Source organism: Pseudahrensia aquimaris, from assembly GCF_042676045.1.
GTDB classification, from domain to species: domain Bacteria; phylum Pseudomonadota; class Alphaproteobacteria; order Rhizobiales; family Rhizobiaceae; genus Pseudahrensia; species Pseudahrensia aquimaris.
On the sequence record NZ_JBHTJV010000003.1, the window covers coordinates 495,671 to 508,113 of the forward strand.

11 protein-coding genes are annotated in these 12,443 nt (G+C 56.1%); 8 read left to right on the plus strand and 3 right to left on the minus strand.

Annotation, left to right across the window (positions count from 1 at the left end):
• Positions 1-10: 10 nt before the first annotated feature.
• Positions 11-1,072 carry an A/G-specific adenine glycosylase gene (gene mutY / locus ACFQ14_RS05865; RefSeq protein WP_377211767.1) on the plus strand — a complete coding sequence of 354 codons (1,062 nt, stop codon included), beginning with the start codon at positions 11-13 and terminating at the stop codon, positions 1,070-1,072.
• On the opposite strand, the gene ACFQ14_RS05870 is transcribed toward mutY, so the two are convergent.
• The gene (locus ACFQ14_RS05870) at positions 1,069-2,208 is read right to left on the minus strand and encodes a site-specific DNA-methyltransferase (protein ID WP_377211768.1); all 1,140 of its coding nucleotides are present in this window, start codon (positions 2,206-2,208) and stop codon (positions 1,069-1,071) included. The two genes, mutY and ACFQ14_RS05870, sit on opposite strands and share 4 nt — an antisense overlap.
• Before the next feature lie 158 nt (positions 2,209-2,366).
• On the opposite strand from ACFQ14_RS05870, the gene ACFQ14_RS05875 reads away from it, so the two are divergent.
• Entirely contained in the window at positions 2,367-3,059 is a 693-nt protein-coding gene (locus ACFQ14_RS05875; protein WP_377211769.1) for an HAD family hydrolase, read from the plus strand.
• On the opposite strand, the gene ACFQ14_RS05880 is transcribed toward ACFQ14_RS05875, so the two are convergent.
• Positions 3,056-3,742 (minus strand): hypothetical protein, encoded by a 687-nt coding sequence (locus ACFQ14_RS05880; RefSeq protein ID WP_377211770.1) that lies wholly within the window; start codon positions 3,740-3,742, stop codon positions 3,056-3,058. The two genes, ACFQ14_RS05875 and ACFQ14_RS05880, sit on opposite strands and share 4 nt — an antisense overlap.
• A gap of 139 nt (positions 3,743-3,881) precedes the next feature.
• Between ACFQ14_RS05880 and thrC the strand changes: the two genes are divergently transcribed.
• From thrC to ACFQ14_RS05900, 4 genes are all read left to right on the plus strand, one after another.
• Positions 3,882-5,276, plus strand: coding sequence for a threonine synthase (thrC, locus tag ACFQ14_RS05885; protein WP_377211771.1), 1,395 nt, complete (start codon positions 3,882-3,884; stop codon positions 5,274-5,276).
• 33 nt (positions 5,277-5,309) lie between these two features.
• A complete protein-coding gene (locus ACFQ14_RS05890) occupies positions 5,310-6,641 on the plus strand; it encodes a M16 family metallopeptidase (RefSeq protein ID WP_377211772.1) in 1,332 nt (443 codons plus the stop codon).
• A gap of 8 nt (positions 6,642-6,649) precedes the next feature.
• Positions 6,650-7,234: a GNAT family N-acetyltransferase gene (locus ACFQ14_RS05895; protein ID WP_377211773.1), complete on the plus strand. Its 585-nt coding sequence runs from the start codon at positions 6,650-6,652 to the stop codon at positions 7,232-7,234.
• Between the two features lie 170 nt (positions 7,235-7,404).
• Positions 7,405-10,293 carry an EAL domain-containing protein gene (locus ACFQ14_RS05900; protein ID WP_377211774.1) on the plus strand — a complete coding sequence of 963 codons (2,889 nt, stop codon included), beginning with the start codon at positions 7,405-7,407 and terminating at the stop codon, positions 10,291-10,293.
• Between the two features lie 9 nt (positions 10,294-10,302).
• Here the strand turns inward: ACFQ14_RS05900 and ACFQ14_RS05905 are convergent, their stop codons facing one another.
• Entirely contained in the window at positions 10,303-10,902 is a 600-nt protein-coding gene (locus tag ACFQ14_RS05905; RefSeq protein ID WP_377211775.1) for a YqgE/AlgH family protein, read from the minus strand.
• A gap of 121 nt (positions 10,903-11,023) precedes the next feature.
• Here ACFQ14_RS05905 and ACFQ14_RS05910 point away from each other — a divergent pair, with 121 nt between their 5' ends.
• Both ACFQ14_RS05910 and ACFQ14_RS05915 read left to right on the plus strand, forming a co-directional pair.
• A complete protein-coding gene (locus ACFQ14_RS05910; protein WP_377211776.1) occupies positions 11,024-11,836 on the plus strand; it encodes a protein-disulfide reductase DsbD domain-containing protein in 813 nt (270 codons plus the stop codon).
• Positions 11,837-11,945: 109 nt separating this feature from the next.
• A complete protein-coding gene (locus ACFQ14_RS05915) occupies positions 11,946-12,431 on the plus strand; it encodes a peroxiredoxin (protein WP_377211777.1) in 486 nt (161 codons plus the stop codon).
• Positions 12,432-12,443 lie beyond the last annotated feature (12 nt).

A 12,443-nucleotide genomic window follows, 5' to 3' on the forward strand; every position in this document is an offset into this window, starting at 1 on the left:
GGTGCGCTCCATGGATTCTTTCGCTGACAATTTGCTCATCTGGTACGACCGCCACGCGAGAACCCTGCCGTGGCGCATCAGCCCTGCCGATGGGAAACTGGGCGTGCTGCCGGATCCATACCACGTCTGGCTGTCGGAAGTCATGTTGCAGCAGACAACCGTGGCGACAGTCAAAGCCTATTTCGAGAAATTCGTCGCCCGTTGGCCGAGTGTGATGGACCTTGCAGCCGCTGAAACAGACGATGTGATGAAGGAATGGGCGGGGCTTGGCTATTATTCCCGCGCCCGCAACCTGAAAGCCTGCGCCGACATCATCGCAGCCGAACATGGCGGACGCTTCCCACAGACACAGGCGGAATTGCTCAAACTGCCCGGCATTGGCGACTACACATCCGCTGCCATTGCCGCAATTGCCTTTGGAGAGCGGGCCTCGGTGGTGGACGGCAACATTGAGCGGGTGGCCACCCGCCAGCGCGAAATTGAAACGCCGCTGCCGGACGCCAAGAAAGACTGCCGCGCCTTCATGGGCGAAGTGACGCCAGCGGACAGGCCGGGCGATTTTGTGCAGGCCATGATGGATTTGGGCGCAACAATCTGCACCCCGCGCAATCCGAGCTGTGTTTTGTGTCCCGTTCGGTACGGTTGCGGCGCTGCGAAGTCCGGTCGGCAGGTGGAATTTCCTGTCAAAGCGCCCAAGAAAGCCAAACCCACACGCAAGGGCGCAGCTTTTGTTGCGATGCGCGACGATGGGGCCGTTTGGCTGGTGAAGCGCGAGGATAAAGGCATGCTAGGCGGAATGGCTGGCGTGCCGACAACCGATTGGGCGGTCAGCAAGGATGGCGCAACAGGAACCGGCGCCGCTCCCCTATCAGCCGATTGGAAGCCGCATGGCGTCGTGCGCCACACGTTCACGCATTTTCATCTGGAATTGGAAGTCTATGCAGCACAAACCGAACCGGATGGTTCGGGGTGGTGGGTGGCCCAACAGGATTTGCATGGAGAGGCACTGCCAACGCTGATGAAAAAGGCCATCAGCTCGGTTTTGCCCGACGCGTTTAAGGCCAGAGCCTAAGCGGCGGCGCCCAGTTTCTCGCGATACTGACGGCGTAAGTCGTCGATGGGCAGGAAGCCATCGCCTTTATCGACATGCCAGAACGTCCAGCCGTTACAGGCGTCGAGTTCTTGCACTTTTGCGCCCATGCGGTGGATGGAGGCTGTCTCGCCGTTGCAATCAAGTGAGCCGTCGAGGCGCACTGTGGCCTGCCAGCGCTTTTTGCTGTCCTGCAGCACGTCACCGACCGCAATGTAGCCTGTCTCGATGAGCGCACCAAAAGCCACACGGGGAAGCGCCTTTTTGCCCTCTGTGACGACCAATTGTGCGATCGGCTCTGGCCTAATGCCTTCGATGCGGGCGCTGGCGGCGTCGATGTAATCCTGTTCGCGCTCGATGCCGACGAAATGACGGCCCAAACGCTTGGCGACTGCGCCGGTGGTTCCCGTGCCGAAGAATGGGTCGAGGACCACATCGCCGGGCTGGGTGGATGAAAGGAGGACTCGGTGCAGCAGGGCTTCGGGCTTTTGGGTTGGGTGAACTTTTTTGCCGTCCGCGCCCCTCAGGCGTTCGCCGCCGTTGCAGATGGGAAACACCCAATCGGAGCGCATTTGTACGTCGTCATTGGCCATTTTCATGGCGTCATAATTAAATGTGTATTGCTTGGCGTCTTGATCGCGCGAGGCCCAGATCATCGTCTCGTGGGCGTTTGTAAACCTACGACCACGAAAATTCGGCATGGGGTTAGTCTTGCGCCATACGATGTCATTCAGGATCCAGAACTGCATATCCTGCAAGATCGTGCCGACACGGAAAATGTTGTGGTAGGAGCCGATCACCCAGATCGTGCCGTTGGGTTTCAACACGCGGCGAACGGCCAACAGCCAAGCGCGGGTGAAGTCGTCATAGGCTTTGAACGTGTCGAACTGGTCCCAGTGATCGTCGCAGGCATCGACCTTGGACTGGTCGGGCCGCGAAAGATCGCCACCAAGCTGGAGGTTATAGGGCGGATCGGCAAAGACCGTGTCAACGCTGTTGGCGGGGAGCGCTTCAAGTGCGGCTACGCAATCACCTTTGATGATGGAGTTGAGCCAAGTAGCCGACTGATCGGCGGAAGACTTCGAGCGGCGCAGTTCGGCCGCGGATACGATACGCATTGATGACAACCCAAACGCAAAACAAAAATAAGGTCGCGGTTAACCTTACCCAACAGGGTGAAGATTTGCTTAAACCGGATACGGTTCGCGCGTTGCCCTTCCCGCACAGTTTGCTTATGCAGCGCCTTTCGTCTCGCCAAACCCAGCCGGAGAACCCTATGGCCGAATGCAAACTCGTGATTTTCGATTGTGATGGCACGTTGATGGATACCGAAAACATCGCAGCCGAAGTCGAGTGCGAAATGCTCAAAGAGATGGGCATCGAGATGGAGATCGGTGAATTCAACCAGCGGTTCGCGGGCACATCGTCAGGCTTTGTAAAGCAGACAATGGAGGAGGAATCGGGACGCGCCTTCCCCGATGACTACGCAGCCAAGGTGGAAACGAAAATGAACGAGAAGCTGTGGCGCGAGGCCAAAGCGGTCGAAGGCGCCCACGAACTGCTGGACGTTCTGGATTACCCACGCTGCATTTGTTCCAACGCAGGGCTGGATAAGCTGAAGATTGAATTGAGCCGTGCAGAGCTTTGGGATCGTTTCCGCCCTTATGTGTTCTCCTCAAAGGACAGCGGCGATTTCGAGCAGAAGCCAGCGCCGGATATTTTTCTACACGCCGCGAAGGAGTTTGAGGTGGAGCCAGAGCAATGCATGGTTTTGGAGGATTCAGCGGCGGGTGTTGCGGGTGCAAAGGCTGCCGGAATGCGCGTAATAGGTTTTGTCGGCGCGTCTCACGTTTTACCCGGCCATGCCGACAAGCTGACGGAAGCTGGCGCCGAGACGGTGGTGAGCCGTTTGGCCGACGTGCCAAAAACCATTGAAGCGCTAGCTCTCTGGGACGGCTTCGACGTTTAAGGCGTGTTGTACGGACCTTCGTCAAAGCCAACAAATACGCGCACATTGGTGGCCGTTGGCGCCGGAATAATGACCTCATTGTCGACGAACTGGAACGTAGCGTTTGAACGGCCCGCTGGAATGGTCTGCACGGGGCGATGCAATTTGGAATAAACCGTATCGCGCCCAACCGTCACCGCCACGCGAATTGGCATAGTCACATCGCCGGAGCCACCCTTCGGACCAGTGATAATACGGCCCCGCGCACCGATATTGATTTTCAGATTTTGGCCGACGTAGGCGCACTCGCGGGCCACCTGCGAAATTACAGCCTGATAGCGCAGATTGTCTTCGTCTTCTTTGTCGGCTCCTTCAGGAAACGAGCGAAGCGTTTCCGTTCCGGCACGAATGCGAACGGCAGGGCAGTATTCGCTGAGCGCATTTCGGGTGTTTTTCAGGTTTGTGCGCGCGTTCGGATTGCTTCCACTGGGCGCTGCTGCGACCTGTTCGCCAGCCGGTTGGTTCGGCTCGGCAGGCGTTGACGGCGTCGTGCTGTTGGAACCATCCGGCAAAATGCCGCTGAACACGCCATCGGTTCCTGCCGTTTGGCAGGCCGAAAGCGCACCAAGCGCCGCCACAAACACGGCCGCGCGAAGGCCTTTTGATGTGTTGGTCGTCATCAATTCATCCGCCAAAAACCGCATATCTGCCCCGAAACCTAAACTATGGCTGTGTTGGCGGATGCCTTAGAGCAAAATTGGGGCGATTTGAAGCTTGATATTGGGTGCCTACACGCCTTAGTTTCCGCTCGACTTTCCCAGCACCAAAAGTGTGGCTCTCACCTTGAAATATATCAGCACCAGAGGCGATGCGCCGACGCTTGGATTTTGCGATGCGGTGCTGGCTGGATTGGCCCGCGATGGCGGCCTCTACGTGCCTGAAAGCTGGCCACGACTTGATGCGGCAACCATCCGTGCGATGGCGGGCCAAAGCTACGCCGACATAGCCAAAACAGTGCTGACACCGTTTGTTGGCGGGGAGATTTCGGATCAAGATTTTCATTCGATGGTTGATGCCGCCTATGGCAACTTTGGCCACGACGCCGTTGCGCCGCTCGTGCAAACTGGCCCGAACGAATTTGTGCTAGAGCTGTTTCACGGGCCAACCATGGCATTCAAAGACGTTGCCATGCAGTTGCTGGCGCGGATCATCGACCACATTCTGGCGCAGCGCGGTGAGAAGATTTCGGTAGTCGGCGCAACGTCTGGCGACACCGGCGGCGCGGCAATTGAGGCGTTTCGCGGACGCGATCATTCCGATATTTTCATCCTGTTCCCGCACGGCAAAGTATCCGACGTGCAACGCTGGCAGATGACTGGCGTTGCCGATGCTAACGTTCATGCATTGGCGATTGAGGGCAATTTCGATGATTGCCAGGCGATCGTTAAGGCGATGTTCAATCATCACAGCTTCCGCGATAATGCCAATCTATCCGGCGTCAATTCAATCAACTGGGGCAGGATCATGGCCCAGATCACCTATTACTTCACTGCCGCCGTATCGTTGGGCGGACCGATGCGGCCCGTCAGCTTTTGCGTACCAACGGGCAATTTTGGCGATATTTTTGCCGGTTACGTCGCCAAGCAGATGGGTCTTCCCATCGACAAACTGGTGATCGCAACAAACAGCAATGACATTCTAGCCCGCACGTTGGAAACCGGGCGTTATGAGACGGCGGGCGTTCACGCCACCACATCGCCCAGCATGGACATTCAGGTGTCATCAAACTTTGAGCGGTTGCTGTTTCAGGCCTCGGGACGCGATGCGGATTACGTCAAAACCAGCATGAGTTCACTTTCGCAATCGGGCGCATTCAATTTGGGTGAAATGGCAACGGATGCGATAAGATCGGATTTTCTTGCGGGACGTTCTGACGAAAATGCTGTCGACCAGATGATGAAATCGATGCTGGACGACAACGCTTATCTGCTTGATCCGCATACGGCGGTTGGCGTTGATGTGGCACGGCGCTTTCCTGGAAACAGCCCAATGGTTGTGCTTGGCACGGCTCATCCGGCGAAGTTTCCAGATGCGGTGGAAGCGGCGACAGGCCTCTGGCCCGCCCTGCCCCCACGGGCCAAAGACTTGATGGCAGGCACAGAACGCTTCACAGTGTTGGCTAACGACTTGGAGACAGTCGAAAATTACATTTCACGCCACACGCGTGTGAGTGCTTAAAGCGTTTCGCTTTCCGGGGGAGGGAAAGCCCATATGAGTAAAGTTACCCGATTAAAGCCTGCTGCTCGTGTCGAGCCGTTGGCAAAGGCTGCTGGCCTTCCGCGCAACTTGGAAATCACCGAGTTGAAAAACGGCCTGACAGTCATCACAGACCGAATGGACTACCTCGAAAGTGCGGCTCTTGGCGTCTGGGTAAAAGCGGGGTCTCGCGATGAAGCTTCCCACGAACATGGCATCGCTCATGTTTTGGAACATATGGCATTCAAAGGAACCTCCGGCCGCCGCGCTCAAGACATTGCAACGCAGATCGAGAATGTTGGCGGCGATGTGAATGCTGCAACCAGCGTCGAGACAACGTCCTACTATGCTCGGGTGCTGAAAAACGATGTGCCTCTGGCTGTTGATATTCTGGGCGATATATTGACCGAGAGCCTGTTTGACGAGGGCGAATTGAAACGTGAGCAACACGTGATTTTGCAGGAAATCGGTGCGGCTCAAGACAGCCCTGAAGACGTGGTTTTCGATCAATTCCAATCAACTGCCTTTTCCGATCAAGCGCTTGGCCGCCCTATTATGGGCACGCCGGAGACGGTCTCCTCGTTCGCGCCCGATCACATCCGTTCCTATCTCTCCGACCACTATCACGGCCCCAACATGGTGCTGGCAGCGTCAGGCGCTGTCGATCACGACGAGATCGTCAAGCTGGCTGAAAAACGGCTTGAGTCATTTGGCGATACGCCCACGAAAGAACCGGAAGCGGGACACTATTCTGGCGGTGAATTCCGGCAGTCCAAAGATCTGATGGAGGCGCAGATATTGCTCGGTTTTGAAGGCCGCGCCTATCACGCCCGTGATTTCTACGCGTCACAGGTTCTTGCCATGCTGCTCGGTGGCGGCATGTCCTCGCGCTTGTTCCAAGAAGTTCGGGAGAAGCGCGGCCTTTGCTATTCGATCTACGCTTTCCATTGGGGCTATTCCGACACCGGCACGTTTGGCATTCATGCTGCGACCGAAGAAGCGGATGTCTCCGAACTCATGCCCGTGCTGCTGGACGAATTGCGCCATGCGAGCGGCAACATCACCCAAGAAGCGCTGGATCGCGCAAGGGCGCAAATCAGCGCCGGCTTGCTGATGAGCCTTGAAAGCCCAGCCTCTCGGGCAGGACAAATTGCACGACAAATGCTGTTGTTTGGCCGCCCTGTTTCCAATGAAGAATTGATGGAACGGCTGAATGCGCTTACTATTGAGCGTCTTGGCGATCTGGCACAGCGCATGTTCACGCAAAGCGACCTCACCGTTGCAGCCATCGGCCCCATTGGAAACCTGCCTGAGCATGCCGAACTGTCCGGCATTTTGAAAGGCTGAGGACTGCGATGCGCCTGCTGTCCTTTCCGCGAAAGTCTTCTGAGCAGGCGCAGCTTATCAGCCAACGCTTGACCCTGCGGCGCCCGCGCATTGATGACTACGAACAATGGGCCAAACTGCGCCGCGAAAGCGCGGAGTTCCTTAAGCCGTTCGAGCCGAAATGGGCGCGAACGGAGCTTGCAAAAACATCCTACCGGGCGCGGTTGGCACAGCAGGAAGCGGACATCGTTTCAGGGCGTGGCTACCATTGGTTTTTGTTTTCAATTGAAAACGGGGCGCTGTTGGGCGGCCTGTCTCTCACCAACATTCGCCGCGGCATCATCGAAAGTGGCACGCTAGGTTATTGGATGGGCGAGGCTTACGCGGGGCAGCATTTCATGCGCGAGGCGGTTTCCACAGTCTCTGACTACGCATTCGATACTCTGGGGCTGCATCGGCTGGAAGCTGCGACCGTCTTGAACAATGTTGCCTCTCAAAAATTGCTCTCCGCCTGTGGTTTCCAGCGCGAAGGCGAGGCGCGAGCGTATTTGAAGATTAACGGGGCGTGGCGCGATCATGTGCTTTTTGCCCGCGTCAACCCGCAAGACGATTGAACCACCCTGTCAAATCACGCTGCCTCCCTCAAACGGCCATGATTGATGCGTTTTCTGACAAACCTTAATACGGGTGCAAAAACGCGCTGCACGAGTGGCTTTGAAGCGTTTACCTAAAGGCCCAAACAACGTATCAACACGCGATATTTTCACGGGCGGCATTCCGGCTTATGAGACTGCGTAAACACCTCAGCAGAACCCTGCCTTGGCTCCTTGCCCTCACGATGATGATGTCGGCGCTGCTGCCGGTGCGCGCCGTGGAAATTGTGGAAGTAACCCGCGATCAGACGGCAATCGACCTAACGCAAATCATCGAAATTCGCCGTGGCAGCCCGGATTCAATTCAGCTGCAAGCAGCGCCGGATGCACAGGGTGTCATCAATAGGTTGGAAGTTCGCGCGGCGGGCGAGAACAACACAGGCAATTGGGCAGTCTTTGCGCTGGCCAACAACAGCGACGAGCAGATTGACCGCTTGATCGTTGCCCCGCATTTCCGCCTTGCTGATTCTGGTTTTTATTGGCCTGATCTCGGCTCGGTGCGCATTTCCGCCATCACTCCCAGCGAGGGCTTCGCGCTGGAGCGGTTGAGCGAACCAGAAACAGACGTGTTTCAAATCACTCTCGACCCAGGTTCGGTGGTAACATTCATCGCCGAAATGAGCGGTGAGGAACTGCCTCGGCTGACGCTTTGGGAGCCAGACGCCTACAAGGACACGCTCAACAGCTACACGCTCTATGAGGGCATTGTGCTTGGAATCGCAGGCTTGTTGGCCGTTTTTCTGACTATTCTCTTCGTCATCAAGGGATCGGCAATGTTTCCTGCGACGGCCCTGCTTGCGTGGTCAACTCTTGCCTATGTCTGCGTCGATTTCGGGTTTCTGACCACAATTCTCGGCCTTCTACCGGAGGATCAGCAAACGTGGCGCGCGATGACGGAAGTGGCGCTGTGCGCCTCTTTCCTGCTGTTTCTCTATGCCTATCTCAATCTGACCCGATGGAGCCGCGCTTACAGTTATTTGGGCTTGATTTGGCTCTTGGGAGTGGCAGCCCTTGTCGCGAGCGCGCTATTTTTTCCAGCATATGCCGCTGGTATCGCACGCACAGGTTTTGCTGCGATGGTGGCCTTCGGTTTGATCGTCGTGTTGCATTTGACCTTCAAGCGCTACGACCGGGCAATTTTGCTAATCCCAACATGGTTGCTCACGGGTGCCTGGATGGGCGCGGCTTGGCTCACAATCGACGGGCAGTTGGACAACGACATTATTCAAGCCGCACTCGGTGGCGGCTTGGTTTTGATCGTGTTGCTGCTGGCTTTTACCGTGATGCAACATGCATTTGCTGGCGGTGCGCTGAACAGCGGTCTGGTGAACGATACGGAGCGTCAAGCGCTGGCGCTCACCGGTTCAGGTGATGCGTTTTGGGATTGGGACGTGGACCGCGATGAAATCGTCACAGGGGCTGCGCTGGCAGAGGTGCTCAATCTGGGCGTGCGAGAATTGAAGGGGCGCGTCAGCGAATGGATTGGCTATCTTCACCCACAAGACCGTGATCGCTTTCAACTGCTGCTCGACACGATGCTGGAACATCGCCGCGGCAAGATCGCGGAGGAAATACGACTGCGAGCGCGCAATGGACAGTATCACTGGATGGCCATTCAGGCGCGGCCTGTCATCGGCAACGATGGCGAGGTTCTGCGCTGTGTGGGCACAATTCGCGATGTAACCGGACCAAAACTGGCCGAAAGCCGGATGCTGCACAACGCCGTTCACGACAACCTCACTGGTCTGCCGAACCGCGAACTGTTCATGGACCGACTGACAAATACACTAGCGCTTGCAAACCACGGCCAAGAATTGCGCCCTTCTCTCTTTGTGGTGGATCTCGACGGGTTCGGCGCGATCAACGAAGGCAAGGGCTATTCGGTCGGTGACAGTGTTTTGCTGACGCTGACGCGCCGCTTATCACGTCTGCTCAAGCCGCAGGATACGCTGGCGCGTTTGCATGGCGACCAATTTGGACTGTTGGTCTTGTCGCGCGAAGAGCCCGACCAGATCGCCGCCTTAGCAGAAGCGGTGAAGCGCGCCGTGACAACACCGCTCAACTTTGCCGAAGAAGAAATCACCATAACCGCTTCTATCGGCATCGTGAGTTGGTCGACAGAAAAAGTGTCAGCCGACGAAATGTTGCGCGATGCGGAAATTGCGATGTTCCACGCCAAACGGGCTGGTGGCGATAAAATTGAACCGTTCCGCCCACCGTTCCGCACGGCAAACACCGGTGATAGCCATATTGAAGCCGAGCTTAAGGGCGCTCTGATGCGCAACGAAATCGAGATGGTCTACCAACCGATCATCAAGCTCGACACCAAAACAGTTGGCGGGTTCGAAGCCTTGATGCGCTGGCGGCACCCTAAACGCGGCATCATTCCGCCTTCGACGTTCATTCCCATTGCCGAGAAGAATGGCCTGATCATTCCGTTGGGTTTGTTTGCTCTGCAAAAATCTGCAGCCGAACTTTCAAAGTGGCAGAATGCACTGGGCGGTGTGTCCGTTTTCATGAGCGTCAACATTTCCAGTCGCCAATTGCTGCGCCACGACCTCATCAATGACGTGCGCGGCGTGCTGGCAGAAAACAGCGTGCTGCCGGGTACGTTGAAAATGGAATTGACCGAATCGCTGATCATGGAAAACCCCGAACACTCGTCGCAGGTTCTTGCCAAGATCAAAGAATTGGGCGCGGGCCTGTCGCTGGACGATTTTGGCACCGGCTATTCATCGCTGTCCCATGTGATGCGATTCCCATTCGATACGATTAAGATCGACCGCACTTTCGTCAGCGAAGCCGAAGGCAAGGGACGCCCTGCAATTTTGCGCTCGATTGTTTCAATGGCACACGACTTGGGAATGGAAGTTGTGGCGGAAGGTGCGGAGACCGAAAACGACGCGCTGGCGCTGCATCAACTGGGCTGCGAATACGCTCAGGGATTTTTGTTTGGTGAACCGATGGATGCGACGCAGGCGTTCAAGGCTTTGCAGCAGGACTTCCCGCTCACCCGCTAGGCACGGACTTCAGGCATGCCCTGCGCTGCCAGAGAGCGAGGCACTGCTAATGCCAAGAAGCCCAAGGGCGGCGTCGTATTGCAACTCCGTCCTCGTCTCAAACAGCAGATCGGGCGTGGCCTGAACCGTGAGCCAGCCATTTTCGGCAATTTCGCGCTCAAGCTGACCCGCTGACCATCCAGCGTAGCCGAGAAACAGATGCGAGCGCTGTGGCGCAAGCGGAGCGGCTAGCACTTTCAACGCATCGAGGGTTGCCGTAAGGCCGGCTAAGTTTTGCAAGCGCATCGTGTTGGATGAAGCAAAATCCAGCGTGTGCAGAACAAATCCTCTGCCCTGTTCCACCGGGCCACCGCGAAAGACCGGAACATCACGAGCCAACATGCGCACCATCTTACGCTCGCCGTCTAAACCCAGTTCTTCGAGAATATCGTCATAGGTCGGCGTCGAAACGGGCTGGTTGAGGATGAAGCCCATCGAACCTTCCGCATCGTGAGATGTGATAAGCACCACAGTTTTGGCAAAGCGCGGATCACTCATTCCAGGCATGGCAATGAGGCAATGGCCCTTTAGATCAAGGCTATCCATGTTTTTGTTTCGTTTCGCGTTCATGGAACCGTTCTAGCAAGAACAAGGCAGGCGGGGAAACCACTGGAATGTGTTCACGGCATAATGATGTGCCGTCAATAGATTTTTTGATGAACTGATGACGCTCTACGATTAGATTGACACTATGAAAACACTTCTCGCCCTCACAATTCTCCTGTTTGCAAATGTCTCTGCCCACGCGGCATCATCCGATTGGGTGAAAGTCGATGGTGCAAAAATGCGGCTTATCGGAATGCCGTCGCTGGACAATGGCCCCTACCGGGCAGGTTTGCAGATTGAGCTTGAGCCGGGTTGGAAGACCTATTGGCGCAATCCCGGCGCTTCCGGTCTGCCGCCACAGCTAGACTTCTCCGCGTCCAAAAACGTCAACGAAACGCAGTTGAAATTTCCGGCCCCACACTTTTTTGCGGAAGACAGCTCAATTGGTTACAAAAACTCGGTTACGTTTCCAATTTCCGTCACGCCCACAATGAGAGGCTTTCCAATGGCTCTCGATGTGAATGGCATTGTCGGCATTTGCAGCGATATCTGCATTCCGACCCAAGTGCAGCTTTCTCTGCAAGTGGGCAAATCCGCAATCAGCCAAATGGATGTGGCGATGGCGCTCAACAAATCGCAAGCGCTGCTGCCCACGCAGCCTGAACAAGGCTTCGCCATAGAAGATGTGATGCTGCAAGGAGAAGAGAAGCCGGCACTCGTTGTTATGGCCCGCGTACCGATACAGGCCGAAGACGTTCGGCTTTTCGTGGAAGGGCCGCAGAGCTGGTATCTTGACCGCGCAGAACTGATCTCGCGCAAAGGCACTTTGGTTCGCTTTTCGGTCGATGTATCAGAAGCCAAGTCACGCGAGGATATTCTGGCGGCCGACCTCGTGTTCACTTTGGCAACACAGCGCAAGGCGATTGAGCAGACGATGAAGGCCAAAGCTGCGCAGTGAAAAGATTGCGCCTGCCTATGACAAATTGCGACTTGACCGGAACCGTCTTGGGCGGCTTGAGTGCGACGCGCGGCGAGAACGCCGCTTAGCCATTTCAAAGGATTGCAGCATGACCATCAAAGCCGGTGACAAAATTCCAAGCCACACTTTTCACATCATGAGCGACGATGGCCCCGCCACCATGTCCACCGATGAATTGTTCGCGGGCAAGAAAGTCGTTCTGTTCGGTGTTCCCGGCGCATTTACCCCCACCTGCCATGCCAATCATCTGCCCGGTTTTGTAGAGCACAACGACGCAATCAAGGCCAAAGGCGTCGATACGATTGCTGTGACGACGGTCAACGATGTGCATGTCGTCAACGCTTGGCATAAAGCCAGCGGAGCGGGTGACAAGGTTGTGTTTCTTTCCGACGGCAATGCAGATTTTGCGAAAGCTGCGGGTTTGGAAATCGATTTGGGCATGGCAGGAATGGGCATGCGCTCCAAGCGTTATTCCATGATTGTGGACAACGGAGTGGTGACGCAAGTCAATATTGAGGAAAATCCGGGCGAAGCGGAAACCAGCTCGGCTGCGACCATTCTCGGCCAATTGTAAACCTGCTCTTTG

Bases quoted from the DNA above. Each gene is read 5' to 3' on its own strand.
- ACFQ14_RS05910 (WP_377211776.1), top strand. From the start codon at position 11,024: ATGAAAACACTTCTCGCCCTCACAATTCTCCTGTTTGCAAATGTCTCT.
- ACFQ14_RS05880 (WP_377211770.1), bottom strand. From the start codon at position 3,742: ATGCGGTTTTTGGCGGATGAATTGATGACGACCAACACATCAAAAGGC.
- ACFQ14_RS05915 (WP_377211777.1), top strand. From the start codon at position 11,946: ATGACCATCAAAGCCGGTGACAAAATTCCAAGCCACACTTTTCACATC.
- ACFQ14_RS05900 (WP_377211774.1), top strand. From the start codon at position 7,405: ATGAGACTGCGTAAACACCTCAGCAGAACCCTGCCTTGGCTCCTTGCC.
- ACFQ14_RS05870 (WP_377211768.1), bottom strand. From the start codon at position 2,208: ATGCGTATCGTATCCGCGGCCGAACTGCGCCGCTCGAAGTCTTCCGCC.
- ACFQ14_RS05890 (WP_377211772.1), top strand. From the start codon at position 5,310: ATGAGTAAAGTTACCCGATTAAAGCCTGCTGCTCGTGTCGAGCCGTTG.
- ACFQ14_RS05905 (WP_377211775.1), bottom strand. From the start codon at position 10,902: ATGAACGCGAAACGAAACAAAAACATGGATAGCCTTGATCTAAAGGGC.
- ACFQ14_RS05875 (WP_377211769.1), top strand. From the start codon at position 2,367: ATGGCCGAATGCAAACTCGTGATTTTCGATTGTGATGGCACGTTGATG.
- ACFQ14_RS05895 (WP_377211773.1), top strand. From the start codon at position 6,650: ATGCGCCTGCTGTCCTTTCCGCGAAAGTCTTCTGAGCAGGCGCAGCTT.
- mutY (WP_377211767.1), top strand. From the start codon at position 11: ATGGATTCTTTCGCTGACAATTTGCTCATCTGGTACGACCGCCACGCG.